This window comes from Streptomyces cyaneofuscatus (assembly GCF_042718795.1).
Lineage (GTDB): Bacteria > Actinomycetota > Actinomycetes > Streptomycetales > Streptomycetaceae > Streptomyces > Streptomyces cyaneofuscatus_A.
Genome location: NZ_JBHXOX010000024.1, coordinates 102,459 through 126,657, shown reverse-complemented (window position 1 = coordinate 126,657; position 24,199 = coordinate 102,459). Strand labels below are relative to the sequence as shown.

Here is a 24,199-nt window from a genome sequence, read left to right as displayed (position 1 = left end):
GGCCCTGGGGCGGGCGGACGTGCGGGTCCCGCGCCGGGTGGGCGCTCACCGCGCACCCGCCAGCGCGGTGAACGCCTCCTCGTGGGCCCGGCGGCGCTCCAGGTCCCGGGCGAAGACCTCCCGGGCCACCTGCGCCAGGGTCCGGGCCGGGGCGTGCAGGTCCAGCCGGCTCGCCTCCGCCACCGTCGCCGCCCAGTCGGCCGGGACCTCGCCGCCCAGCGCGCCCGCGATCGCGCCGCTCATCGTGGCGATGGAGTCGCAGTCCCGCCCGTAGTTGACCGAACCGAGCACCGTACGCCGGTAGTCACCGCCCCCGACCAGCAGCATGCCCAGCGCGATGGGCAGTTCCTCGATGGCGTGCAGCCGGGAGGGGCGGCGGGCGCCGAGCGAGGGGGAGCGGTAGTCGGGGCCGACCGTGTCGAACGGCTCCACCGCCGCCCGCAGCGGGGCGAGCGCCGCCTCGAAGTCGTCGTGGCGCGCGGCCACTTCGCCGACCGCCTCGATCGCGGACCGGGTGCCGTCCTTGGCCAGGGCGAGGGCCGCGTCCACCACCGTGCCCGGCGTCGCGCCCGGGCGGCAGGCGGCGGCGACGGCGGCCGCGAAGACCCCGGCGGCCTCCCGCCCGTACGAGGACTGATGGGGCGCGGCAACCTCCAGGGCCTCGGCGTACGCGGCCTCCGGGTGGCCGGCGTTGACCAGGCCGACCGGGGCCATGTACATCGCGGCCCCGCAGTTGACGATGTTGCCCGCACCGGCCTCGCGCGGGTCGACGTGCCCGTAGTGCAGCCGGGCCACGATCCACTTCTCCGCCAGGAAGATCCGCTGGAGCGGCAGCGCCTCGGCCTCCAGCTCCGGGATCCAGCGGGGTGAGAGCAGGTCCGGGACGAGGTGGTCCGCGACGGCGTACGCGTCCAGGTGGTCGCGGACCCTCTCGTACACCCGGATCAGCGCGTGGGTCATCAGGGTGTCGTCGGTGACGTGCCCGTCGCCCTTGTGGTAGGGGGCGATGGGGCGGGCGGTGCGCCAGTCCTCGCCGTGCCAGGGGCCGACGATCCCGGTCACCCGGCCGCCGTGGCGCTCGGCGATCTGCTCGGGGGTCCAGCCCTCGACCGGGCCGCCGAGGGCGTCACCGACGGCGGCGCCGACGAGGGCCCGGGTGATGCGGTCATCGAGGCCGGGAGGGGACTGCGGTGTCGAAGGGACGGGCTCGGCTACCGTGGCCGTTGTGGGCGTCATGCCGGAATTGTCCACCCGGGACGGCCGGTTCCGTGGCTGCCAGCAGCCCGGCGAGTTCGACCAGATCCGTCCCCGCGAGCCGGGGCAGCGCGCAGCCCGCGAGCGTGCGGCACGCCTCGCGCCAGCCCGCCGGTACGGCGGTGACCGAGCCGATCGCCCCGGTCAGCGCCCCGGCCAGGGCGGGCGCGGAGTCCGCGACCCGGGAGAGGCAGGCGGCGGCCGGGAGCGCCTGGGCGATCTCGCCCCGGGCGGCGGTGGTGAGGGCGAGCGCGACCGGTACGGTCTCCGCCGCCGCGATCCCGTAGCTGTAGACGTGGTCCACGATCTGGTGCTCCAGGACCGGGACCAGGGCGAACGCCCCGGCGGGCTCGTCCGCGAACTCCCGGGCGAGGCGGACCGCGTGCGTGGCGTTGCGGGCGATCTCGGTGCCCTCGGGGAGCTGGGCCAGGGCGGCGTTCACCACCGCGTCGACGTCCGCCCCGGCCAGCGCCACGGCGACCGCGGCGGCCATGGCGCGGGCCCCGTGCACCCCGTCGCCGTCCTGGGTGTAGCGGGCGTCGAACTCGGCGAGGGCCGCCGCCTCCTCCGGATCGCCCGGATGGACGACGGCGAGCACGGCGGCCCGTACGCAGGCGGCGTCGTCGAAGTAGTGCGGGTTGTCGTGCCCGGTGGCGGGCGGCCGCAGCCCGGCGGCCAGGTTGCCGAGCCCGGCCCGTACCGAGATCCGGGCACGCAGCGGGACCACCGCCGCCTCCACCTCGGGGGCCCGGGCGCTCGCGGCGGCGACGGTGGCGGCCAGCGCGTTCCAGGCCCGGTCCACCGCGTCCCGCATCCGGCGGCCCGGGGAGAGGCCGTCCGCGTCGTCGGCTGCCGCCAGCACCGTACGGGCGGCGAACGCGGCCCACTCGGCGTCGTCGGACGGGCCGAGGCGCAGCGGTTCGGGCGGCTGGTTGAGGGCGATGGGGACGGGGAGTGTGGTCGTGGCGTTCTGCTCGGCGAAGGTGTCCAGCTCCCGGGTGAGCCGCCGGGTCCACTCGGGCATCCGGGCCGCCCGGTGCCGCGCGGCGGGCCACCCGGCGGCGTCCCCGGAGGCGAGGCCGAGGAGCAGGCCCTCGATCCGGGCGCGCCGGGAGGGGGTGGCCTCCCCGGTGACGGCGGCCGCGTCGGCGGTGCCGTGTGCGGTCGTCATCGCTGCCTCTCCCGTACGGGCTCGAAGGACGCGGCCACCGACGCCATGTCCCGTACGGCGGAGGGCTCACGTCCGCCGCCCCGGCCCTGGCTCTCCGCCGCCTCCGCGCCCTCCGGCGTCAGCAGGTCCGCGATGTCCAGCACGTGGTACCCCCGCATCGAGGGCAGGCAACTGCCCCGCACCGGCCCGATCGCCGCCGCCCACTCCGGCGGGATCGCGCCCGCCCCGTGCAGCGCCCCGGCCAGGGCCCCCGCCACCGCCGCCGTCGTATCCGCGTCGCGGCCCATGTTCACGGCGGTCAGCACGGCGGTACGGAAGTCGCCCCGGGCCGCCGTGAACGCCCCGAACGCCAGGCCCACCGCCTCCGGCGCGAGGTCCGTCCACGGGTAGCCGCCGATCACCACCGCCGAACGCACCGCCCGCTCCATCGTCAGCCGGTCCGGGTAGGTGCGCTGGGCCGCCGCCACCGCCCGGCGCAGCGAGCGGGCCGTCCAGGAGTCCATCGGGACCACCGACAGCGCGGCCGCGATCACCGAGGCGAGGCCCGCGCCGACCATCGCCGCCGCCACCCCGGCCGCCACCGCCTGGCCCCCGTAGATCCCCTCGCCCTCGTGGCTCACCCGGCCGTCCACCGCCACCAGCCGGGCCGCCTCGGCGGGACGCCCGGCCGCGAACACGCCGAAGGGGGCCGCCCGCATCGCCAGCCCGTCGCTCCAGGCGTGCCGGTGCTGGGCCGAGATCGGCGCGGCGAGGCCCCGGCGCAGGTTCTCCAGCGTGCCGCGCTCACTGAACCCGGCGCCGCGGAACGGGCCCTCGTCCAGATCGGCGATCCAGTGGTGCCAGGCCCGCTCCACATGGGAGACGGTGAGCGCCGAGCCGTGCCGGGCCAGCAGCAACCCGGAGAAGATCGCGTACTCCGTGTCGTCGGTGCCCGCCGGGTCCTCGCTCACGAACCCCTCGATCCGCCCCCAGCGGCGGCGGATCTCCGAAGGCCGCAGATTCTCCGCCGGAGCGCCGAGTGCGTCCCCGACCGCGAGACCCAGCAGCGCACCCCTGGCCCGTTTCTTGCCGACGGCCGTGTCCATGGCGTCACCCTCCGCTCGTCCGGCGCGTCCGATTCCCCTCCCTTGCGCATATGTGCCACGCGGAGCACATCGGGAGGCCGGACAGCGGCAGAAAGGGGCCGGTCGGATGACCCCGTACGTAGCTGAGGCTGGCCTTTCTCCGCAGGTCAGCGGGGTGGTAAGCCAGGCCTGCCTTGGTGGCGGAGGTCGCCCGTCCGGCGTACCTTGGACTTTGTCGAAAGTTGTACAGACATCATCCGGCGGGGCTCGCAGTCCGCCGGGGGAGCAGGGGAGACACGGACCGTGGCCATCATCGAGACCGACGCCGTCCTGCACGAGGCGCACCGCGACAACCACACCCACCGGGATGTGAACGGCGGCTGGCTGCGCCCCGCCGTCTTCGGCGCCATGGACGGTCTGGTCTCCAACCTCGCCCTGATGACCGGTGTCGCGGGCGGTGCGGTCTCCCAGCAGACCATCGTGATCACGGGGCTCGCGGGACTGGCCGCCGGGGCGTTCTCCATGGCGGCCGGCGAGTACACCTCCGTCGCCTCCCAGCGTGAGCTGGTCGAGGCCGAGCTCGCCGTCGAGCGCCGGGAGCTGCGTAAGCACCCCAAGGACGAGATGGCCGAGCTCGCCGCGCTCTACGAGGCCCGGGGTGTGGACGCCCCACTGGCCGGCGAGGTGGCCCGGCAGCTCTCGCGCGACCCGGAGCAGGCGCTGGAGATCCACGCCCGCGAGGAGCTGGGCATCGACCCGAACGACCTGCCGTCCCCGCTGGTGGCCGCCGTCTCCTCCTTCGGCGCCTTCGCACTCGGGGCCCTGCTGCCCGTCCTGCCGTATCTGCTCGGGGCGAGCGCCCTGTGGCCCTCGGTGCTCCTCGCACTGCTCGGCCTCTTCGGCTGCGGCGCGGTGGTGGCCCGGGTGACGGCCCGGAGCTGGTGGTTCAGCGGGCTGCGACAGCTCGCCCTCGGTGGGGGCGCGGCAGCGCTGACGTACGGACTCGGCACCCTGTTCGGTGTGGCGGTCGGCTGACAGACGCACGTGTCGGGGCGGGCGTACGGCGTAACGAGCCCGCCCGATCGGCTTAACCGTGCGGCAACCCGTGTGACGTACGTCTTGGCACCGCCCTCTGGGCGGGACGGGCCCGGCGGCCGTAAAATGAGACTCTATGCAGGGCTACACATAAGTAGCCATTACCCGGTGGTTTCGTTTCCCCTGCCGCCGGGCATGAGCCGTAGGCACCGCAGGCAACGACGCCTGCTCTCTGCGGGTCCCCCGGGCGCCGATCGTTCCGACAGCGACCCACCCCCTGGTCGCCGGTCACCTCTGGTCACCCAGTCACTTCCGGTCACCACAGTGTCCGCATGTTGGAACAAGCCTTCCGCTTCTTGAGAAGCGCCCCATCATGTAACCTGCACGAAATTTCGCAGAGGGCCAACGTCGTCCCTCGGCACCGCAAATGCCACGACGACGACGGGAGAGCCGATGCGTATCGACGCCTGGTCGCCCATGGACGGTCGCCCCGCCCAGCAGGGGATGTACGACCCCCGTAACGAGCACGACGCCTGTGGCGTCGGGTTCGTGGCCACTCTGACCGGTGTGGCCAGCCATGAGCTGGTCGAACAGGCGCTGACCGTACTGCGCAACCTCGAACACCGCGGCGCCACCGGCTCCGAGCCCGACTCCGGCGACGGCGCCGGCATCCTGTGCCAGGTCCCCGACGCCTTCCTGCGCGCCGAGACCCCTTTCGAGCTGCCCGAGGCGGGTTCGTACGCCGTCGGTATCGCCTTCCTCCCCGCCGACGGCTCCACCGAGGCCGTCCGCACGATCGAGGAGATCGCCACCCAGGAGGGCCTCACCGTCCTCGGCTGGCGTGACGTCCCGGTCACCCCCGCACTCCTCGGCAACGGCGCCCGCGCCACCATGCCCACCTTCCGCCAGGTCTTCGTCACCGACGGCGAGTCCACCGGCATCGTCCTGGACCGCAAGGCGTTCGTCCTGCGCAAGCGTGCCGAGCGTGAGGCCGGGGTGTACTTCCCCTCGCTCTCCGCCCGCACCATCGTCTACAAGGGCATGCTCACCACCGGGCAGCTCGAGCCGTTCTTCCCGGACCTCTCCGACCGCCGCTTCGCCTCCACGGTCGCGCTGGTCCACTCCCGCTTCTCGACCAACACCTTCCCGAGCTGGCCGCTGGCCCACCCGTACCGCTTCGTCGCGCACAACGGCGAGATCAACACGGTCAAGGGCAACCGCAACTGGATGAAGGCCCGCGAGTCCCAGCTCGCCTCCTCCCTCTTCGGCCAGGCGCAGCTCGACCGGATCTTCCCCGTCTGCACCCCGGACGCCTCCGACTCGGCCTCCTTCGACGAGGTCCTGGAGCTGCTCCACCTCGGCGGGCGCTCCCTGCCGCACTCGGTGCTGATGATGGTCCCCGAGGCGTGGGAGAACCACGACTCGATGGACCCGGCCCGGCGCGCCTTCTACCAGTACCACTCCGCGATGATGGAGCCCTGGGACGGCCCGGCCTGCGTCACCTTCACCGACGGCGTCCAGGTCGGCGCGGTCCTCGACCGCAACGGTCTGCGCCCCGGCCGCTACTGGGTCACCGACGACGGTCTCGTCGTGCTCTCCTCCGAGGTCGGCGTCCTGGACATCGACCCGGCGAAGGTCGTCCGCAAGGGCCGCCTCCAGCCCGGCAAGATGTTCCTCGTCGACACCGCCGAGCACCGCATCATCGAGGACGACGAGATCAAGGCGTCCCTCGCCGCCGAGCAGCCGTACCAGGAGTGGCTGGAGACCGGCGAGATCGAGCTGAGCGACCTGCCCGAGCGTGAGCACATCGTGCACACCCACGCCTCGGTCACCCGCCGCCAGCAGACCTTCGGCTACACCGAGGAAGAGCTCCGCGTCATCCTCGCGCCGATGGCCCGCACCGCCGGTGAGCCGCTCGGCTCCATGGGCACCGACTCGCCGATCGCCGCGCTCTCCGAACGCCCCCGCCTCCTCTTCGACTACTTCACCCAGCTCTTCGCCCAGGTCACCAACCCGCCGCTGGACGCCATCCGCGAGGAGCTCGTCACCTCGCTGCGCTCCTCGCTCGGCCCCCAGGGCAACATCCTGGAGCCGACCGCCGCCGCGGCCCGCAGCGTCACGCTGCCGTTCCCGGTGATCGACAACGACGAGCTCGCCAAGCTGATACACATCAACGCCGACGGCGACATGCCGGGCATGAAGGCCGCCACCCTCGCCGGTCTCTACCGGGTCAGCGGCGGCGGCGACACGCTCGCCGCCCGGCTGGAGGAGATCTGCACCGAGGTCGACACCGCCATCGAGGACGGCGCCCGCCTCATCGTCCTCTCCGACCGGCACTCCGACGCCGAGCACGCCCCGATCCCCTCGCTGCTGCTCACCTCCGCCGTCCACCACCACCTCATCCGCACCAAGCAGCGCACCCAGGTGGGCCTGCTGGTCGAGGCCGGGGACGTCCGCGAGGTCCACCACGTCGCGCTGCTCATCGGTTACGGCGCCGCCGCGGTCAACCCGTACCTCGCCATGGAGTCCGTCGAGGACCTGGTCCGGGCCGGCACGTTCATCGAGGACATCGACGTCGAGCAGGCCATCCGGAACCTGATCTACGCCCTCGGCAAGGGCGTCCTGAAGGTCATGTCCAAGATGGGCATCTCCACCGTCGCCTCCTACCGCGGCGCCCAGGTCTTCGAGGCCGTCGGCCTGGACGAGGAGTTCGTCGCGACGTACTTCAACGGCACCGCCACCAAGATCGGCGGCGCCGGCCTGGACGTCGTCGCCAAGGAGGTCGCCGCCCGGCACACCAAGGCGTACCCCGCCTCCGGCATCGCGGCCTCGCACCGCGCGCTGGAGATCGGCGGCGAGTACCAGTGGCGCCGCGAGGGCGAGCCGCACCTGTTCGACCCGGAGACGGTCTTCCGCCTCCAGCACGCCACCCGCAACCGGCGCTACGACATCTTCAAGCAGTACACGGACCGGGTGAACGAGCAGTCCGAGCGCCTCATGACGCTCCGCGGCCTCTTCGGCTTCACCTCCGGCCGCGCCCCGATCTCGATCGACGAGGTCGAGCCCGCCTCCGAGATCGTCAAGCGGTTCTCCACCGGCGCCATGTCGTACGGCTCGATCTCCCGCGAGGCGCACGAGACGCTCGCCATCGCGATGAACCAGCTCGGCGGCAAATCCAACACCGGTGAGGGCGGTGAGGACCCTGACCGTCTGTACGACCCGGCGCGCCGCTCGTCCATCAAGCAGGTCGCCTCCGGCCGCTTCGGCGTGACCAGCGAATACCTGGTCAACGCGGACGACATCCAGATCAAGATGGCGCAGGGCGCCAAGCCCGGCGAGGGCGGCCAACTGCCCGGCCACAAGGTCTACCCGTGGGTCGCCAAGACGCGTCACTCGACGCCCGGCGTCGGCCTCATCTCGCCGCCGCCGCACCACGACATCTACTCCATCGAAGACCTCGCGCAACTGATCCACGACCTGAAGAACGCCAACCCGCAGGCCCGCATCCACGTGAAGCTGGTCTCCGAGGTCGGCGTCGGCACGGTCGCCGCCGGTGTCTCCAAGGCGCACGCGGACGTCGTCCTCATCTCCGGCCACGACGGCGGAACGGGCGCGTCCCCGCTCACCTCCCTCAAGCACGCGGGCGGCCCCTGGGAGCTCGGCCTCGCCGAGACCCAGCAGACCCTGCTGCTCAACGGCCTGCGCGACCGCATCGTCGTGCAGACCGACGGCCAGCTCAAGACCGGCCGCGACGTCGTCATCGCCGCGCTGCTGGGCGCCGAGGAGTTCGGTTTCGCGACCGCGCCGCTCGTCGTCTCCGGCTGCGTCATGATGCGCGTCTGCCACCTGGACACCTGCCCGGTCGGCATCGCCACCCAGAACCCGGTCCTGCGCGACCGGTTCTCCGGCAAGGCCGAGTACGTCGTCAACTTCTTCGAGTTCATCGCCGAAGAGGTCCGCGAGATCCTCGCCGAGCTGGGCTTCCGCACCATCGAGGAGGCCGTCGGCCACGCCGAGCTCCTCGACACCGACCGGGCCGTCTCCCACTGGAAGGCGCAGGGCCTGGACCTGGCTCCGCTCTTCTACGTCCCCGAGCTGCCCGACGGCGCGGTCCGCCACCGGATCGTCGAGCAGGACCACGGTCTGACCAAGGCGCTCGACAACCAGCTGATCAAGCTGGCCGCCGACGCGCTCGGCGCCGACAGTCCCGAGGCCGCCCAGCCGGTCCGGGCCCAGGTCGCCATCCGCAACATCAACCGGACCGTCGGCACCATGCTCGGCCACGAGGTGACCAAGAAGTTCGGCGGTGCGGGCCTGCCCGAGAACACCATCGACATCACCTTCACCGGCTCGGCCGGCCAGTCCTTCGGCGCCTTCCTCCCACGCGGGGTCACCCTGCGCCTGGAGGGCGACGCCAACGACTACGTCGGCAAGGGCCTCTCCGGCGGCCGCGTGATCGTCCGCCCGGACCGGGGCGCCGACCACCTCGCCGAGTACTCCACCATCGCCGGCAACACCATCGGCTACGGCGCCACCGGCGGCGAACTCCTCCTCCGCGGCCGCACCGGCGAGCGCTTCTGCGTCCGCAACTCCGGCGCGACCGTCGTCTCCGAAGGCGTCGGCGACCACGGCTGCGAGTACATGACCGGCGGCCACGCCGTCGTCCTCGGCGAGACCGGCCGCAACTTCGCCGCCGGTATGTCGGGCGGCGTCGCGTACGTCATCGACCTGGACCGCGACAACGTCAACGTGGGCAACCTCGGCGCGATCGAGGAGCTCACCGACACCGACCGGCAGTGGCTGCACGACGTCGTGCGCCGCCACCACGAGGAGACCGGCTCCACCGTCGCGGAGAAGCTCCTCGCCGAGTGGGACACCGCCGTGACCCGCTTCAGCAAGATCATCCCGTCCACGTACAAGGCAGTGCTCGCCGCCAAGGACGCCGCTGAGCTCGCCGGTCTCTCCGAGCAGGAGACCACCGAGAAGATGATGGAGGCGGCGACCCATGGCTGACCCCAAGGGCTTCCTGACCACCGGACGCGAGGTCGCCCAGACCCGCCCCGTGGCCGAGCGCGTCAAGGACTGGAACGAGGTCTACGTTCCGGGCTCGCTGCTCCCGATCATCAGCAAGCAGGCCGGCCGCTGCATGGACTGCGGCATCCCGTTCTGCCACAACGGCTGTCCGCTGGGCAACCTCATCCCCGAGTGGAACGACTACGCCTACCGCGGGGACTGGACGGCCGCCTCCGAGCGGCTGCACGCCACGAACAACTTCCCGGAGTTCACCGGGCGGCTCTGCCCGGCCCCCTGCGAGTCGGCGTGCGTGCTCGGCATCAACCAGCCGGCCGTCACCATCAAGAACGTCGAGGTCTCCATCATCGACAAGGCGTGGGACAGCGGCGACGTCACCCCGCAGCCGCCCGAGCGCCTCTCCGGCAAGACCGTCGCGGTCATCGGCTCCGGCCCGGCGGGACTCGCCGCCGCCCAGCAGCTGACCCGGGCCGGCCACACCGTCGTCGTCTACGAGCGCGCGGACCGCATCGGGGGCCTGCTGCGCTACGGCATCCCCGAGTTCAAGATGGAGAAGTCGCACATCAACCGCCGCATCGAGCAGATGCGGCTGGAAGGCACCAAGTTCCGTACGGGGGTGGAGATCGGCCAGGACATCGACGCCGCGAAGCTCCGCCGCCGCTACGACTCGGTCGTCATCGCGGCCGGTGCCACCGTCTCCCGCGACCTGCCGGTCCCCGGCCGTGAGCTGGGCGGCATCCACTTCGCGATGGAGTACCTGCCGCTCGCCAACAAGGTGCAGGAGGGTGACCTGACGGTCGCCCCGATCCACGCCGGCGGCAAGCACGTCGTCGTCATCGGCGGCGGCGACACCGGCGCCGACTGCGTGGGCACCGCCCACCGCCAGGGCGCGGCCTCCGTCACCCAGCTGGAGATCATGCCGAAGCCGGGCGAGGACCGGAACGCGAACCAGCCGTGGCCGACCTTCCCGATGCTCTACAAGGTCACCTCCGCGCACGAGGAGGGTGGCGAGCGGGTCTACGCCGTCTCCACCACCCACTTCGAGGGCGACGAGGACGGGAACGTCGCGGCCCTCCACCTGGTCGAGGTCGAGTTCAAGGACGGTAAGCTGGAGCAGAAGCCCGGCACGGAGCGGCGCATCCCCGCGCAGCTCGTCACCCTCGCCATGGGCTTCACCGGAACCGACCAGTCCAACGGTCTGGTCCAGCAGTTCGGCCTGGAGCTCGACGCACGGGGCAACGTCGCCCGCGACGAGAACTACGCGACCAACGTCGACGGCGTCTACGTCGCCGGTGACGCGGGCCGCGGCCAGTCGCTGATCGTCTGGGCGATCGCCGAGGGCCGCTCCGCCGCCCGCGGCGTGGACCGCTTCCTGACCGGGACCAGCGCCCTGCCGGCCCCGATCCGCCCGACGGACCGGTCCCTGCTGGTCTGAGCACCACCCGGGTTCCCCCTGGGCCACGCGGCCCGGGGGAGCCCCCTTGATACGTCCCGTACAACGGCGTACGGAACTGAACGCGGCGCCCGCCTGTCCCCGACCGGACTCAGTGGGCGCCGTGGCGCGTCCGGGGCCGTTTCCTCCGGAAGGCTTTCTCCGGAGGGCCCGGTCACCTCGGGATGACCTCAGCCGCCCAGTTGGACAGCGCCGCCCGTCAGCTCCGTGGTCTTCACCGCCACCGCCACCGCGAACAGGACCACCAGCACCACCCCGCCGCCGAGCTGCACCGGCCAGGTCCGCAGCTTCGCCGGCGCGTAGGCGAGCCCGTACGTCACCAGCGCCCCGGTCAGCAGCCCGCCCAGGTGCCCCTGCCACGAGGTGAACAGGGCCGAGAGCACCATCCACAGCAGGAACCCGGCCATGAACCGGTTGACCGCCGCCATGTCCCGGCCGAGCCGCCGGTTGATCACCCAGAACGCGGCGGCAAGACCGAAGACCGCACCCGAGGCACCCACGGTGGACGTGTCCGGCGCCAGCAGGTACACCACGACCGAGCCACCCACCGCCGACAGCAGGTACAGCGCCAGATAGCGGGCCCGGCCGAGCTGCCCCTCCACCACCCGGCCGATGTTCCACAGCGCGAACATGTTGAACAGCAGGTGCATCACCCCGAACGAGGCGTCCGGCGGCAGATGCAGGAAGGCCCCCGTCACCAGCCGGTACCACTCGCCGTCCGCGACGCCCGTCAGCTCGTACCCGGCGAACGTCTCACCCCGGTAGTAGTACCGCTCCCCGTCCGGACCGGTCAGCGCGGCGCCGAGCACCGCGAACCGGTCGACGATCTCGGGCCGCACCACCTCGCCGAGGTAGGCCAGGATGTTCAGCGCCATCAGGACGTACGTCACCACGGGCGCCGTCGCCCCGGCCACCGCGCCGCCGAACACGGTCCGGGCCCGCCGCACCGAGCGCCGCCCCTCCTGCACGCACTCCGCGCAGTGGTAGCCGACCGAGGCCTCGTGCATACAGTCCGGGCAGATGGTGCGCTCGCAGCGGGTGCAGCGGACATACGTCTCGTACGACGGATGGCGGTAACACGTGGTGGCGGCGGCCTCCATGACCGGCTCCTTCACTGGGAGTGCGCTGCGGGGCCGGTGTGGGCGGCGGCGATCAAGATAGCGAACCGGTACGGGCACCTCCGGAGCCGGGGGCACCGCTGTGGCCTAGGCTCTAGGTCCGCACAGCACGGACCGCACGAACGGACCGCACGAACGGACCGCACAAGGGGGGCGCCATGCACGGCGTGAACACGGCGGCCGCCACCGGCCCGGCCATCAGCCTGGAGAAGGTACGGGAGACGGCTCCCGGCCTCGTCAGCCTCTACAAGAGCGCCGGCGTCTCGCTGGAGAAGCACGGACTGAACGGCCGGCGCGCGGCCGTCTACCTGGTGCTCGACCACTCCGGCTCCATGCGGGACTACTACAAGGACGGCAGCGTCCAGGCGCTGGCCGACCGGGTCCTGGGGCTCTCGGCCAACCTCGACGACGACGGCCGGGTCCCCGTCGTCTTCTTCTCCACGGACATCGACGCGGTCACCGACATCGCCCTCGACAACCACCACGGCCGGATCGACGCGATCGTGGCGGGCCTCGGGCACATGGGGAAGACCAGCTACCACCTGGCGATGGACGCGGTCATCGACCACTACCTCGACAGCGGCTCCACCGCGCCCGCACTCGTCGTCTTCCAGACGGACGGCGGACCGATCAGCAAGCCCGCCGCCGAACGCTACCTCTGCAAGGCCGCGAAGCTGCCGCTGTTCTGGCAGTTCGTCGGGTTCGGCGACACCCGCAGCAGCCAGTTCGACTTCCTGCGCAAGCTCGACGAGCTGGCCGTCCCCGCCAAACGGGTCGTGGACAACGCCGGGTACTTCCACGCCGGGCTCGACCCCCGGAAGGTGCCGGAAACCGAGCTGTACGACCGGCTGGTCGCGGAGTTCCCGTCCTGGCTGGCCGCCGCCGAGGCCCAGGGGATCGTGCGATGAGTACGCGGATCCTGCGCGCCGCCGACCGTACGCCCGTCCCCTGGAAGAACGGCGGCGGCCTCACCCGCGAGGTCGCCACCGGGCCCGGGGGAGCCGACGGGTTCGACTGGCGGGTGAGCCTCGCGGACGTCACCGCCGACGGGCCGTTCTCGCTCTTCCCGGGCATCGACCGCACCCTGACCGTCGTCGAGGGCGCGGGCATGGACCTCGTCGTCGGCGGCGAGCACCACATCGTCGACGAGCCGCTGTGGCCGCACGACTTCGCAGGCGACCGCCCGACCGACGGCTTCCTGCTGTCCGGTCCCGTCGTCAACCTGAACGTCATGTACCGCAGGGGGCGTACGCGGGCGGAGACCGCCGTCGTCTGCGGCACCGTACGGCTGATGGCGCCTCCGGGCGCCGCGGTGCTGGCGCTCTCCCTCGACGACGGGGCCGTGCTCGACGGGACGGACATCCTGCTCGACCGGTACGACGCGGTGCTCGCCGAGGGCGGTTCGCCCGGGGTACTGCGGACCATGGGCCAGGCGGTCGTCATCACGTTCTCGGACGTGTGAGCGGCCGGAGACGGGTGGCGATACCGGACAGAAGATGTCGGGTATCGGGTGTTCGATGGCACCCATGACGTCTTCCGCACCCCTCTCCTGGAGTGGCTTCGCCGCCGCCGAGCCCGTCTTCGCCGACACCGTCCGCCGCCGCTTCCAGCTCTACAAGCACCACGTCCTCGCCACTCTCCGCGCGGACGGCTCGCCCCGCGCCACCGGCCTGGAGGCCGACTTCCGCTTCGGCGAGCTGCTGCTCGGCATGATGCCGGACTCCCGCAAGGCCCTGGACCTGCGCCGCGACCCGCGCTTCGCCCTGCACGCCAACCCGGGGCCGGACGCCGAGATGAACGACGGCGATGTCCGCGTCAGCGGCCGGGCGGTGGAGGTCACCGACCCGGAGTTCCTGGCCCGCTTCGTCGAGGACGCCACCCCGCCGGAGCCCTTCCACCTCTTCCGGGCCGAGCTGACGGAGGCGGTCCGGATCGGGCTGGACGGTGACTTCCTGATCGTCCAGTCCTGGCGGCCCGGGCAGCCGCTGCGGACCGCACGCCGGAAGTGACACGGCCGCGTACCTGAGGGGTCTCTCCCCGCAGCCCCGCAGCCGCGCAGCCGCGTACCTGAGGCTTTCACCCCTCCAGCACCCGCGCCCGGCACACCGACGGCGTCCCCCACGCGTCCCGCAGCGGCCGGGCCCGGCGCAGCCACCACGCCAGGTCCAGCTCCTCCGTGTACCCCACCGCGCCGTGCAGGTGCAGCGCGGTGCGGGCCGCCGCGTACCCGGCCTCACCCGCCGCCACCTTCGCCGCCGCGACCGCCGCCCCGGCCCCGGGCGACCCCTCGGCCAGCTCCACCGCCGCCCCGTACAGCAGCGGGCGGGCGAACTCCAGGCCGAGCAGGGTGTCCGCGAGGCGGTGTTTGACGGCCTGGAAGGAGCCGACGGGCACACCGAACTGGGTGCGCTGCTTCACGTGCGCCACGGTCGCCCGCAGCAGCGCCTCCCCGCAGCCCAGCGCCTGGGCCGCCGTCGCGAAGGTGGCCCAGGTGCCCGCCGCCCGGGCCGCCTCGCGCACCCGTGGACCGGCGGCCACCACCTCGCCGCCCGCCGCCGGACGGAACAGCCGCCGCGCCGGGTCCATGGAGGGCACCGGCTCTCCGGGGCCCCGCGTCAGCCGCAGCTCGTCCCCGGCCACCGTGAACACCGCGTCCGCCACATCCGCGTCCAGCGCGTACGGCCCGTACCCCTCCAGGGCCAGCGACACCACCGCCGTACCGGACACGACCCCCGGCAACCACTCCTTGGCCACCGGCCCGCCCACCGCCCCCAGCAGCACCCCCGCCGCCACGCTCTCACCCACCGGACCCGGCACCCCGTGGCGGCCCAGCTCCCCGCACGCCACGGCCGTCTCCACCGGGAGCGGGCCGACACCCCCGTACGCCTCCGGGACCGCCAGCGCGAACACCCCCGCGTCCGCGAGCCGCCGCCACAGGGCCAGCCCCGGCGCGTGGTCCCCGGCGGCCCACCCCCGTACGGTCGCAGGTGTGTCCGCCGCCGTCAGCAGCGCGTCCAGCGAGCGGGCGAACTCCCGCTGCTCGTCGTCCAGGAGGAAACGCATCAGCGCCGTCCCTTCGGCAGGCCCAGCAGCCGCTCGGCGATGATGTCGCGCTGGATCTCGTTCGTCCCCGCGTAGAGGGGTCCCGCCAGCGCGAAGACGTACCCCTCGGCCCACGGGCCGTCCGCCGCCTCCGCGTCCGGGCCGAGCAGGTCGAGCGCGGTCTCGTGCAGCGCGATGTCGTACTCCGACCAGAACACCTTGTTCAGGCTGGACTCCGCCCCGAGCGCCGCCCCCGCCGCGAACCGGGACGCCGAGGCGGCCGTGAACAGGCGGTAGGCCCGCGCCCCGATCACCGCGTCCGCCACCCGGTCCCGTACGGCGCTGTCCTCCGGGTCGCCCGCCTCCCGCCACAACTCCGTCAGCCGGTCGGCGGCGGCCAGGAAGCGGCCGGGGGAGCGGAGGGTGAGGCCGCGCTCGTTGCCGGTGGCCGCCATCGCGATGCGCCAGCCCTGGCCGGGCTCCCCGATGACGTCCTCGTCCGGTACGAAGACCTCGTCCAGGAAGATCTCGGCGAACGCGGGCTTCCCGTCCAGCCGTCCGATGGGACGCACCGTGACCCCGGGGTCCCGCAGCCCGAACATCAGGTACGTGAGCCCCTGGTGCGGCTTCCCGGCCCCCGGGTCCGTACGGAAGATCCCGAACGCCCGGTCCGCGAACGCCGCCCGCGACGACCACGTCTTCTGCCCCGACAGCAGCCAGCCGCCCGCCGTCCGCACCGCCCGCGACCGCAGCGCCGCCAGGTCGGAGCCGGCCTCCGGCTCCGACCAGGCCTGCGCCCAGATCACCTGGCCGCCCGCCATCGGGGGCAGCACCCGGGCCCGCTGCTCGGCGGTGCCGTGGTCGAAGAGGGTCGGGGCGAGGAGGCTGATCCCGTTCTGGGAGACCCGGCCCGGCGCGCCCGCCGCCCAGTACTCCTCCTCGAACGCCAGCCACCCGAAGAGGTCCGCGCCCCGGCCCCCGTACTCCTTCGGCCAGGAGACCGCCGACCACCCGCCCGCGTACAGCTCCGCCTCCCACTCCCGGTGTGCGGCGAACCCCTCCGCCGTCTCCAGGGAGGGGAGCGGCCGGGCGGGCACATGGGCGCGCAGCCACTCCCTCGCCTCGGCCCGCAGCGCCTCGGTCTCCGCCGTCTGCGCCAGATCCATGGGGCCTGCCTTCCGTGAGGCCGTTCCCTAACAAGTGTTTGGTAGGTTAACGTACGGCTCACGCACCGTCGAGGAGTGGGGGGATGGGCCGATGAGCGCACCGGACTACCTGCCGGGCCACGGACTGCTGACCGGCCGTACCGCCGTCGTCACCGCCGCCGCCGGAGCCGGGATCGGCGGCGCCACCGCCCGCCGCCTCCTGGAGGAGGGGGCACGTGTCGTCATCGGCGACGCCCACGCCCGCAGGCTCAAGGAGAGCGCCCACGCCCTCGCCGAGGAGTTCGGCCCCGACCGTGTCACCGCCCTGACCTGCGACGTCACCGACGAGGACCAGGTGGCGGCCCTCTTCGCCCACGCCGAGCACACCCACGGCGGCCTGGACATCGTCGTCAACAACGCGGGCCTCGGCGGCACCGCCGAACTCACCGAGATGACCGACGACCAGTGGACGACGATCCTCGATGTCACCCTGAACGGCACCTTCCGCTGCACCCGCGCCGCCCTGCGCTCCCTCAAGGCCGCCGGAACCGGAGGCGTGATCGTCAACAACGCCTCCGTCGTCGGCTGGCGCGCCCAGCGCGGCCAGGCCCACTACGCCGCCGCCAAGGCCGGCGTCATGGCCCTCACCCGCTGCGCCGCGCTCGAAGCCGCCGACTACGGCGTACGCGTCAACGCCGTCGCCCCCAGCCTCGCCATGCACCCGCACCTGGCCAAGGTCACCTCCGCCGAGCTGCTCGCCGAGCTGACGGAGAAGGAGGCCTTCGGCCGGTACGCCGAGCCCTGGGAGATCGCCAACGTGATCGTCTTCCTCGCCAGCGGTTACTCCTCGTACATGACCGGCGAGGTCGTCGCCGTCAGCAGCCAGCATGCGTGAACGCGGTGGTGGCGGGCGGACAATGGACCGGTGCCTACCAAGAAGAAGCCCCAGGTGACCCCCACCCCCGAACGGCGCCGCGAACTCCTCGCCACCGCCGCCGAGGTCTTCGCCGCCCAGGGATACAACGCCACCACCGTCCGCCGCATCGCGGACGAGGCGGGGATGCTCGCCGGCAGCCTCTACTACCACTTCGATTCCAAGGAATCGATGATCGACGAGATCCTCTCCACCTTCCTCGACGAGCTCTGGCAGGGGTACGACGCGGTCCTGGCGGCCGGACTCGGCCCCCGCGAGACCATCGAGGCACTGGTCACCGAGTCCTTCCGGGAGATCGACCGGCACCGCCCCGCCGTCGCGATCTACCAGAAGGAGTCCCGGCACCTCGCCACCCAGCCCCGCTTCGCCTACCTCACCGACTCGCAGACGAGGTTCGAGAAGGCCTGGCTCTCCACCCTGGAGCGCGGCGTCGCCGAAGGCGCCTTCCGCGACGACCTGGACATCCGCCTCACCTACCGCTTCGTCCGCGACACCGTCTGGGTCGCCGCCTCCTGGTACCGGCCCGGCGGACACCACAGCCCCGAGGAGATCGCCCGCCAGTACCTCTCGATGGTGCTGGACGGGATCGCCCTGCGCACCTAGCCACCTCTTGCAGTCCCTCTCGATGACCGAGGAGCAGCAGCCATGACCGAGGCCTACATCGTCGAAGCGGTACGGACACCCGTCGGACGGCGCAAGGGAGGCCTCGGGGCCGTCCACCCCGCTGATCTCGGCGCGCACGTGCTGCGCGAGCTCGTCGCCCGCTCCGGCGTCGACCCGGCGGCCGTGGAGGACGTCGTCTTCGGCTGCCTGGACACCGTAGGACCGCAGGCCGGCGACATCGCCCGCACGTCCTGGCTGGCCGCCGGGCTGCCCGAGGAGGTGCCGGGCGTCACCGTCGACCGGCAGTGCGGCTCCTCCCAGCAGGCCCTCCACTTCGCGGCCCAGGGCGTCCTCTCCGGCACCCAGGACCTCGTCGTCGCGGGCGGCACCCAGAACATGACCCAGATCCCCATCGCCTTCGCCTCCCGCCAGGCCGCCGAACCTCTCGGCCTCACCGAGGGCCCGTACGCGGGCAGCGAGGGCTGGCGCGCCCGCTACGGCGACGCGCCGGTCAACCAGTTCCACGGCGCCCAGCTCATCGCCGAGAAGTGGGACATCAGCCGCCAGGACATGGAGGAGTTCGCCCTCACCTCCCACCGCCGCGCCGTCCGCGCCATCGACGAGGGCCGCTTCGCCCGCGAGACCGTGGCGTACGGGGACGTCACCGAGGACGAGGGGCCGCGCCGCGACACCACCCTGGCCAAGATGGCCGCCCTCAGCCCCGTCCTGCCCGGTGGCACGATCACCGCCGCCTGCTCCTCGCAGGTCTCCGACGGGGCCGCCGCCCTGCTCATCGCCTCCGAGCGGGCCGTCGCCGAACACGGCCTGACCCCGCGCGCCCGGATCCACCACCTCTCCGTACGGGGCGAGGACCCGATCCGCATGCTCTCCGCACCGATCCCGGCCACCGCGTACGCCCTGAAGAAGACCGGCCTCACCATCGACGCCATCGACCTCGTCGAGATCAACGAGGCCTTCGCGCCGGTCGTCCTCGCCTGGCTGAAGGAGACCGGCGCCGACCCCGAGCGCGTCAACGTCAACGGCGGGGCGATCGCACTCGGCCACCCGCTCGGCGCGACCGGCGCCAAGCTGATGACCACCCTCCTGCACGAACTGGAACGCACCGGGGGCCGCTACGGGCTCCAGACCATGTGCGAGGGCGGCGGACAGGCCAACGTCACCATCGTGGAGCGCCTCTGAGCCGTGCGCGGCGCGCCTCAGGGCGTATCCGGGCGGGTCCGGCGGATCGTGGCCCACCCGGGCGACACCGGCCGTACCCCTTCTGGTCAGCCAGGTTTTCCCTCGCGTGGTGTGGTGGGTCACGCCGCGCGAGGAGAGGACGTGCTACGGTGTCTCCGTTGCAGTTTTGGTACCCATGAACTTTATGTGCGCCTGACGGGAATGCTTCCTCAGGCGCTTTATTGTTTTCCGGCTTTCTCCGGGTGGGGCTCAATGCGGCGACTTGGAATCCGTAAAGTGCGGATTCTCGGCACTGCACCTGTTTTAGGAGAATGACATGGCTACTGGAACCGTGAAGTGGTTCAACTCGGAAAAGGGCTTCGGCTTCATCGAGCAGGACGGCGGCGGCGCCGACGTCTTCGCCCACTACTCCAACATCGCCACCTCGGGCTTCCGTGAGCTCCAGGAGGGCCAGAAGGTCTCCTTCGACGTCACGCAGGGCCAGAAGGGCCCGCAGGCGGAGAACATCGTCCCGGCCTAATTGCCGCGACGCGTACCTCGCTGACCGGGGCCCGCACCGTGAAGGTGCGGGCCCCGGTTTGTGCTGTCCGAGCTTTTGGGCTTCTCCGAGCAACAACCCGTGTCGTGCGCGCATCCTGGGGGCGCACGACAAGCGGTCGGACAAGCACATCGGCAGTGATCCGAATCCGTAGTTGCCCAGGAATCCCCCAGGAGGGCAATTCCGTATGACCCGCTTCGAACGCCAGGACCGCACCCCCCGCTCCCGCCCGGCCCGTGGCCGCGGCCAGGGCGCGACCGCTCAGGGAGCGTCCAACCCCCGTGGCGGCTCCGCCGCCCGCTCCAAGGCCCCGGCCCGCCGCCGCGCCACCCCGCCGCAGGGCGAGTTCGCCCTGCCGGAGACGGTGACCCCCGCACTGCCCTCCGTCGAGGCCTTCGCGGACCTCGACATGCCCGCCGCGCTGCTGAAGACCCTCGCCGCGCAGGGCGTCACCGAGCCCTTCCCGATCCAGGGCGCCACCCTGCCGAACTCGCTGGCCGGCCGGGACATCCTCGGCCGTGGCCGCACCGGCTCCGGCAAGACCCTCGCCTTCGGCCTCGCCCTGCTCGCCCGCACCGCCGGACGCCGCAGCGAGCCGCGCGCCCCGCTCGCCATGGTCCTCGTCCCCACCCGGGAGCTGGCCCAGCAGGTCACCGACGCGCTGACCCCGTACGCCACCGCCGTGAACCTGCGGATGGCCACCGTCGTCGGCGGCATGTCGATCACCAAGCAGTCCGCCACCCTGCGGCGCGGCGCCGAAGTGCTCGTCGCCACCCCGGGCCGGCTGAAGGACCTCATCGAGCGCGGCGACTGCCGGCTGGACGAGGTCGCCATCACCGTCCTCGACGAGGCCGACCAGATGGCCGACATGGGCTTCATGCCGCAGGTCGTCGCCCTGCTCAAGCAGGTCGAGGCGGACGGGCAGCGGATGCTGTTCTCCGCGACCCTCGACAAGAACATCGACCGCCTCGTCAAGATGTTCCTCACCGACCCGGTCGTCCACTCCGTCGACCCGTCCGCCGGTGCGGTCACCACGATGGAGCACCACGTGCTTCACGTGATGGACGAGACGGACAAGAAGGCCGTCGCCACGAAGATCGCCGCCCGGGACGGCCGCGTGATCATGTTCGTCGACACCAAGCGTGCCGCCGACCGCTTCGCCAAGCGGCTGCTGGCCAGCGGTGTACGGGCGGCCGCCCTGCACGGCGGGCGCTCCCAGCCGCAGCGCAACCGGACCCTGGACCAGTTCAAGAACGGCCAGGTCACCGCGCTCGTCGCGACGAACGTGGCGGCCCGTGGCATCCACGTCGACGACCTCGACCTCGTCGTCAACGTGGACCCGCCGACCGACCACAAGGACTACCTCCACCGGGGCGGCCGCACCGCCCGCGCCGGGGAGTCCGGCAGCGTCGTCACGCTGGTGCTGCCCGAGGAGAAGCGGGAGATGACCCGCCTGATGCAGGACGCGGGCATCGCGCCGCGCACCACGCGGGTGACCTCCAGCGACGAGGAGCTGTCCCGGATCACGGGGGCGCGTGAGCCGTCGGGCGTCGCGATCGTGATCGAGGTCCCGCAGCCGACCCCGCCGAAGCAGCGGACGCGGTCGGGCGGTTCGGGCGCCGGATCGGCCGGCTCAGGCGGGGGCACGGTGCGCTCCGGGAGCCGGGGGCGGGGACGCCGGGGGTCCGGTTCCGGGGCGGGTGCGGGTGGCGCCGGTGGCGGTGCCCAGGGTGGTGGCGCGGGCCGTTCCGGCGGCGCGGCGCGTTCCGCCGCTCCCGCGCGGCGGCGCCGGGCCGCATAAGGGCGGCCGATCCCAGCCCGTCCGGCGATTGAGGACCGGGGTCCGGGGCAGAGCCCCGAAAGGGCCCCGGTCCTCAATCGCCGGTCTCCCTGGGTGTCCTCAAGCGCCGGACGGGCTGGAGACGGTGCCCAGGCCCGCCAGCGCCTCCTCCGCCTCCGCCATGATCCGCGCCACCAGCACCCCCACGCTCGGCAGGTCCTCGATCAGGGCCGCCACCTGGCCCGACGCCATGACGCCCACATCCGTGCGGCCCTCCACCATGGCCGCCCTCAGCAGCATCGGCGTGTTCGCCGTCAGCAGCACCTGGCCCCAGGTCAGCTCCTTGCCGTGCCGCAGAGCAAGTCCGTCCCGCACCATCCCGGGCCAGGTCAGCCCGGAGATCCGGCGGAAGCCGGCAGCCTGCCGCACCGCGCGGTACAGCGAACGCACCCGCCCCGCCCCCTCCAGCTCCGCCACCATCTTCGTACGGAGCATCCGGTGCGGGAGCCCGTCCACGGCCCTCGTCAGGGTGATGTCCTTCACCCCGGCCGCCAGATACCGCGCCTTCACCGCGTCCGGCACCGTCGAGTCCGAGGTCAGCAGGAACCGGGTCCCCATCGCCACGCCCGCCGCCCCGTACGCCAGCGCCGCCACCAGCCCCCGCCCGTCGTGGAAGCCGCCCGCCGCGATCACCGGGATGTCCACCGCGTCGACCACCTGGGGCAGCAGCACCGTCGTCGCCACGTCCCCCGTGTGCCCGCCGCCCTCGCCGCCCTGCACGATCACCGCGTCCGCGCCCCACGCCGCGACCTTCTCCGCATGCCGCCGGGCCCCCACCGACGGGACGACCACCACGCCCGCGTCCTTCAGCTCCGCGATGAGCTCCTTCGACGGGGCGAGCGCGAACGACGCCACCCGGACGCCCTCCTCGACGATGATCCGCACCCGCTCCCGCGCGTCCCCGGCGTCCGCCCGCAGGTTCACCCCGAACGGGGCGTCCGTCCGCGACCGCACCTCCCTTACGGCGGACCGCAGTTGGTCCGGCGTCATCGTCGCGGAGGCCAGGATCCCGAGCGCCCCGGCCCGCGCGGTCGCCGTGACCAGGCGGGGACCGGAGACCCACCCCATCCCCGTCTGCACGATCGGGTACCGCACCCCCATGAGCTCCGTGAGCGCCGTGCGCATCAGCCCCGCACCTCGCGGTTCCGGGTGCCCGCCGGGTCGATGACCTCGCGGATCAGGGCGAGTTCGGCGGCGGTGGGGTCGCGGGTGTACGGGACGTCGGCGGGGACGGTCAGGGGGAAGCCCGTCGCCTCCTGGACCCTCTCCACCGTGACGCCCGGGTGGACCGAGGCCAGCCGCATCGAACGGTCCGGGGTCGCGAAGTCGAAGACCCCCAGATCGCTGACGACTCGGGGGATGCGGTGGAAGCGGGTGGCGGGAGGGCCCGCCGCCTCGGCCCGGTCGTAGCCGACCCCGCAGACCATGTCGACCCGCTCCACGAAGACCCGGGGGGAGTGCCGGGGGATCCAGTAACTCACCGGGTTGTTGAGGGTGTTGACCGGTGCTCCGCGCACTCCCAGGAGCTGGCGGGCCGGCTGCGCCCAGTCGCCGATGCAGGAGATGTTCTGGTTGCCGAACCGGTCGATCTGGCTCGCGCCCATCATCACGTGCCGCCGCCCTCCGGTCACCAGGGTGAGGTGCTTGCGGTAGGGGAGCCAGCCCTCCGCCTCACCGTCCGGGCCGACGATCGTCGCCTCCCCGTCCGTGAGCAGCAGTTCGGGGGCGAACGTCAGCCGCGCCAGCCGCGCGCCGACCGACGGGACCGCGCCCATCGGGCTGGCCAGCACCTCGCCGTCGCCGCGCCAGGCCTCCGCGCAGGCGATCACGCAGTACTCGGCACGGGTCGCGGCAACCGTATCCGGTGGGTTCATCTCTGCTCCTCGTGCCAGGTGCGGACCGCCTGTCGGTAGCCCTTCTCGTCGCCGTCCGGGGGCAGGAAGCGCGCGCTGAACTCAGCCCAGGCCACCGGGTCCGCCGCCGCTGCCGCGTACGCCTTCTGGAACGGCTCGTCGCGCGGACGGTCGGGCACGCAGGAGGTGAAGTGCGCGCCGCCCGGCGTCTCCACGACCCCCGTGACGGAGTGCCGCTGAATGAGGAGTGTCTGCGGAGCCGCGCCCCGCCCTCCCACCAACTCCGCCGTCTCCACCAGGCGTTCGCAGGAGACGTACGCCGTGTCCGCCGCCTCGCAGAACAGGTCGTCGAAGTACGGATCGGGGCCCAGGTACTGCCCGTTGCCCAGCCGGTCCGCCCGGTTCATGTGGACCAGCGCCGCGTCCATCCGCAGGGCCGGTACCGCGACGAACTCCTCGCCGTCCTCGTACGGTGAAGTCACCGTGCGCAGCTCGGGGTTGACCCGCATCACATCCGAGCCGAGCCCTGCCCGCACCGGCAGGAACGGCAGCCGGTTGGCGGCCGCGTGCAGCCCCCACATGAACATCGCCTCGTCGATCTCCGTCAGCGCGAACGCCCCGCGCTGCCGGGCCGCCCGGTAGTGCGGCTCCAGCGGGATCGAGTCGAGCGTCACGAACGCCGTGACCAGGCGGGAGATCCGGCCGGCGGCGGCGAGCAGCCCGACGTCCGGGCCCCCGTAGGAGATCACCGTCAGATCGGTGACGGGGGAGCGGAGCAACGCCCGTACCAGGGCCATGGGTTTGCGGCGCGACCCCCAGCCGCCGATACCGATCGTCATGCCGCTGCGGAGCCGGGCGGCCACCTCGTCGGGCGTCATCGTCTTGTCGCGCGCGGCGGACACCGTAGTCATCGGTCAG

The 24,199-nt window shown here is 72.7% G+C and carries 20 protein-coding genes; 11 read left to right on the top strand and 9 right to left on the bottom strand.

The genetic code is table 11. The features are described from left to right. Positions 1 to 45: 45 nt before the first annotated feature. The 3 genes from ACFWRT_RS26355 to ACFWRT_RS26345 are packed head-to-tail and all read right to left on the bottom strand — an operon-like array spanning position 46 to position 3,510. Positions 46 to 1,236 carry an ADP-ribosylglycohydrolase family protein gene (locus tag ACFWRT_RS26355; protein ID WP_380954855.1) on the bottom strand — a complete coding sequence of 397 codons (1,191 nt, stop codon included), beginning with the start codon at positions 1,234 to 1,236 and terminating at the stop codon, positions 46 to 48. Next, positions 1,166 to 2,425 carry an ADP-ribosylglycohydrolase family protein gene (locus ACFWRT_RS26350; RefSeq protein ID WP_380954856.1) on the bottom strand — a complete coding sequence of 420 codons (1,260 nt, stop codon included), beginning with the start codon at positions 2,423 to 2,425 and terminating at the stop codon, positions 1,166 to 1,168. Before ACFWRT_RS26350 ends, ACFWRT_RS26355 begins: the two co-directional genes overlap by 71 nt. Further along, a complete protein-coding gene (locus ACFWRT_RS26345; RefSeq protein WP_380954857.1) occupies positions 2,422 to 3,510 on the bottom strand; it encodes an ADP-ribosylglycohydrolase family protein in 1,089 nt (362 codons plus the stop codon). Before ACFWRT_RS26345 ends, ACFWRT_RS26350 begins: the two co-directional genes overlap by 4 nt. Before the next feature lie 282 nt (positions 3,511 to 3,792). Here ACFWRT_RS26345 and ACFWRT_RS26340 point away from each other — a divergent pair, with 282 nt between their 5' ends. The 3 genes from ACFWRT_RS26340 (at position 3,793) to ACFWRT_RS26330 (ending at position 10,990) form a co-directional block, all read left to right on the top strand. Then, positions 3,793 to 4,524 carry a VIT1/CCC1 transporter family protein gene (locus tag ACFWRT_RS26340; protein ID WP_380954858.1) on the top strand — a complete coding sequence of 244 codons (732 nt, stop codon included), beginning with the start codon at positions 3,793 to 3,795 and terminating at the stop codon, positions 4,522 to 4,524. 453 nt (positions 4,525 to 4,977) lie between these two features. Then, a complete protein-coding gene (gene gltB, locus ACFWRT_RS26335) occupies positions 4,978 to 9,537 on the top strand; it encodes a glutamate synthase large subunit (protein WP_380954859.1) in 4,560 nt (1,519 codons plus the stop codon). After that, positions 9,530 to 10,990, top strand: a complete 1,461-nt coding sequence (locus ACFWRT_RS26330; protein ID WP_380954860.1) for a glutamate synthase subunit beta — start codon at positions 9,530 to 9,532, stop codon at positions 10,988 to 10,990. The genes gltB and ACFWRT_RS26330 overlap by 8 nt, the downstream gene beginning before the upstream one ends. A gap of 188 nt (positions 10,991 to 11,178) precedes the next feature. On the opposite strand, the gene ACFWRT_RS26325 is transcribed toward ACFWRT_RS26330, so the two are convergent. Next, on the bottom strand, positions 11,179 to 12,108 hold the full coding sequence (locus ACFWRT_RS26325) for a rhomboid family intramembrane serine protease (RefSeq protein ID WP_380954861.1): 930 nt from the start codon (positions 12,106 to 12,108) through the stop codon (positions 11,179 to 11,181). A 176-nt stretch (positions 12,109 to 12,284) separates the two neighbouring features. Here ACFWRT_RS26325 and ACFWRT_RS26320 point away from each other — a divergent pair, with 176 nt between their 5' ends. From ACFWRT_RS26320 to ACFWRT_RS26310, 3 genes are read left to right on the top strand one after another with little or no spacing between them, the layout of a single operon-like run. Further along, positions 12,285 to 13,034 carry a vWA domain-containing protein gene (locus tag ACFWRT_RS26320; RefSeq protein WP_380954863.1) on the top strand — a complete coding sequence of 250 codons (750 nt, stop codon included), beginning with the start codon at positions 12,285 to 12,287 and terminating at the stop codon, positions 13,032 to 13,034. Further along, positions 13,031 to 13,588, top strand: a complete 558-nt coding sequence (locus ACFWRT_RS26315; RefSeq protein WP_380954864.1) for a HutD/Ves family protein — start codon at positions 13,031 to 13,033, stop codon at positions 13,586 to 13,588. The genes ACFWRT_RS26320 and ACFWRT_RS26315 overlap by 4 nt, the downstream gene beginning before the upstream one ends. A gap of 55 nt (positions 13,589 to 13,643) precedes the next feature. Next, a complete protein-coding gene (locus tag ACFWRT_RS26310; protein ID WP_380954865.1) occupies positions 13,644 to 14,135 on the top strand; it encodes a pyridoxamine 5'-phosphate oxidase family protein in 492 nt (163 codons plus the stop codon). A gap of 67 nt (positions 14,136 to 14,202) precedes the next feature. Here the strand turns inward: ACFWRT_RS26310 and ACFWRT_RS26305 are convergent, their stop codons facing one another. Beyond that, positions 14,203 to 15,189, bottom strand: a complete 987-nt coding sequence (locus ACFWRT_RS26305) for an acyl-CoA dehydrogenase family protein (protein WP_380954867.1) — start codon at positions 15,187 to 15,189, stop codon at positions 14,203 to 14,205. Beyond that, entirely contained in the window at positions 15,189 to 16,334 is a 1,146-nt protein-coding gene (locus tag ACFWRT_RS26300; RefSeq protein ID WP_380954868.1) for an acyl-CoA dehydrogenase family protein, read from the bottom strand. Before ACFWRT_RS26300 ends, ACFWRT_RS26305 begins: the two co-directional genes overlap by 1 nt. Before the next feature lie 91 nt (positions 16,335 to 16,425). Here ACFWRT_RS26300 and ACFWRT_RS26295 point away from each other — a divergent pair, with 91 nt between their 5' ends. The 5 genes from ACFWRT_RS26295 (at position 16,426) to ACFWRT_RS26275 (ending at position 21,389) form a co-directional block, all read left to right on the top strand. Further along, the gene (locus tag ACFWRT_RS26295) at positions 16,426 to 17,208 is read left to right on the top strand and encodes an SDR family oxidoreductase (protein ID WP_380954869.1); all 783 of its coding nucleotides are present in this window, start codon (positions 16,426 to 16,428) and stop codon (positions 17,206 to 17,208) included. A 30-nt stretch (positions 17,209 to 17,238) separates the two neighbouring features. Continuing rightward, positions 17,239 to 17,850: a TetR/AcrR family transcriptional regulator gene (locus tag ACFWRT_RS26290; RefSeq protein WP_380954871.1), complete on the top strand. Its 612-nt coding sequence runs from the start codon at positions 17,239 to 17,241 to the stop codon at positions 17,848 to 17,850. A 42-nt stretch (positions 17,851 to 17,892) separates the two neighbouring features. Further along, positions 17,893 to 19,050, top strand: coding sequence for an acetyl-CoA C-acetyltransferase (locus ACFWRT_RS26285; protein WP_380954872.1), 1,158 nt, complete (start codon positions 17,893 to 17,895; stop codon positions 19,048 to 19,050). A 316-nt stretch (positions 19,051 to 19,366) separates the two neighbouring features. Then, the gene (locus ACFWRT_RS26280; RefSeq protein WP_003969786.1) at positions 19,367 to 19,570 is read left to right on the top strand and encodes a cold-shock protein; all 204 of its coding nucleotides are present in this window, start codon (positions 19,367 to 19,369) and stop codon (positions 19,568 to 19,570) included. Between the two features lie 205 nt (positions 19,571 to 19,775). After that, positions 19,776 to 21,389, top strand: coding sequence for a DEAD/DEAH box helicase (locus tag ACFWRT_RS26275; protein WP_380954874.1), 1,614 nt, complete (start codon positions 19,776 to 19,778; stop codon positions 21,387 to 21,389). A 99-nt stretch (positions 21,390 to 21,488) separates the two neighbouring features. Here ACFWRT_RS26275 and ACFWRT_RS26270 read toward each other — a convergent pair whose 3' ends face one another. The 3 genes from ACFWRT_RS26270 to ACFWRT_RS26260 are packed head-to-tail and all read right to left on the bottom strand — an operon-like array spanning position 21,489 to position 24,192. Beyond that, complete coding sequence (locus ACFWRT_RS26270) at positions 21,489 to 22,553, bottom strand: NAD(P)H-dependent flavin oxidoreductase (protein WP_380953698.1); 1,065 nt, start codon at positions 22,551 to 22,553, stop codon at positions 21,489 to 21,491. Next, on the bottom strand, positions 22,553 to 23,302 hold the full coding sequence (locus tag ACFWRT_RS26265; RefSeq protein WP_380953699.1) for a CoA-transferase subunit beta: 750 nt from the start codon (positions 23,300 to 23,302) through the stop codon (positions 22,553 to 22,555). Before ACFWRT_RS26265 ends, ACFWRT_RS26270 begins: the two co-directional genes overlap by 1 nt. Next, the gene (locus ACFWRT_RS26260; protein WP_380953700.1) at positions 23,299 to 24,192 is read right to left on the bottom strand and encodes a CoA transferase subunit A; all 894 of its coding nucleotides are present in this window, start codon (positions 24,190 to 24,192) and stop codon (positions 23,299 to 23,301) included. Before ACFWRT_RS26260 ends, ACFWRT_RS26265 begins: the two co-directional genes overlap by 4 nt. Positions 24,193 to 24,199 lie beyond the last annotated feature (7 nt).

What these genes read in the sequence shown, in the direction of transcription:
- ACFWRT_RS26355 (WP_380954855.1), bottom strand. Translation starts at nt 1,236, where the DNA reads ATGACGCCCACAACGGCCACGGTAGCCGAGCCCGTCCCTTCGACACCG.
- ACFWRT_RS26350 (WP_380954856.1), bottom strand. Translation starts at nt 2,425, where the DNA reads ATGACGACCGCACACGGCACCGCCGACGCGGCCGCCGTCACCGGGGAG.
- ACFWRT_RS26345 (WP_380954857.1), bottom strand. Translation starts at nt 3,510, where the DNA reads ATGGACACGGCCGTCGGCAAGAAACGGGCCAGGGGTGCGCTGCTGGGT.
- gltB (WP_380954859.1), top strand. Translation starts at nt 4,978, where the DNA reads ATGCGTATCGACGCCTGGTCGCCCATGGACGGTCGCCCCGCCCAGCAG.
- ACFWRT_RS26330 (WP_380954860.1), top strand. Translation starts at nt 9,530, where the DNA reads ATGGCTGACCCCAAGGGCTTCCTGACCACCGGACGCGAGGTCGCCCAG.
- ACFWRT_RS26325 (WP_380954861.1), bottom strand. Translation starts at nt 12,108, where the DNA reads ATGGAGGCCGCCGCCACCACGTGTTACCGCCATCCGTCGTACGAGACG.
- ACFWRT_RS26320 (WP_380954863.1), top strand. Translation starts at nt 12,285, where the DNA reads ATGCACGGCGTGAACACGGCGGCCGCCACCGGCCCGGCCATCAGCCTG.
- ACFWRT_RS26315 (WP_380954864.1), top strand. Translation starts at nt 13,031, where the DNA reads ATGAGTACGCGGATCCTGCGCGCCGCCGACCGTACGCCCGTCCCCTGG.
- ACFWRT_RS26310 (WP_380954865.1), top strand. Translation starts at nt 13,644, where the DNA reads ATGGCACCCATGACGTCTTCCGCACCCCTCTCCTGGAGTGGCTTCGCC.
- ACFWRT_RS26305 (WP_380954867.1), bottom strand. Translation starts at nt 15,189, where the DNA reads ATGCGTTTCCTCCTGGACGACGAGCAGCGGGAGTTCGCCCGCTCGCTG.
- ACFWRT_RS26300 (WP_380954868.1), bottom strand. Translation starts at nt 16,334, where the DNA reads ATGGATCTGGCGCAGACGGCGGAGACCGAGGCGCTGCGGGCCGAGGCG.
- ACFWRT_RS26295 (WP_380954869.1), top strand. Translation starts at nt 16,426, where the DNA reads ATGAGCGCACCGGACTACCTGCCGGGCCACGGACTGCTGACCGGCCGT.
- ACFWRT_RS26285 (WP_380954872.1), top strand. Translation starts at nt 17,893, where the DNA reads ATGACCGAGGCCTACATCGTCGAAGCGGTACGGACACCCGTCGGACGG.
- ACFWRT_RS26280 (WP_003969786.1), top strand. Translation starts at nt 19,367, where the DNA reads ATGGCTACTGGAACCGTGAAGTGGTTCAACTCGGAAAAGGGCTTCGGC.
- ACFWRT_RS26275 (WP_380954874.1), top strand. Translation starts at nt 19,776, where the DNA reads ATGACCCGCTTCGAACGCCAGGACCGCACCCCCCGCTCCCGCCCGGCC.
- ACFWRT_RS26270 (WP_380953698.1), bottom strand. Translation starts at nt 22,553, where the DNA reads ATGCGCACGGCGCTCACGGAGCTCATGGGGGTGCGGTACCCGATCGTG.
- ACFWRT_RS26265 (WP_380953699.1), bottom strand. Translation starts at nt 23,302, where the DNA reads ATGAACCCACCGGATACGGTTGCCGCGACCCGTGCCGAGTACTGCGTG.
- ACFWRT_RS26260 (WP_380953700.1), bottom strand. Translation starts at nt 24,192, where the DNA reads ATGACTACGGTGTCCGCCGCGCGCGACAAGACGATGACGCCCGACGAG.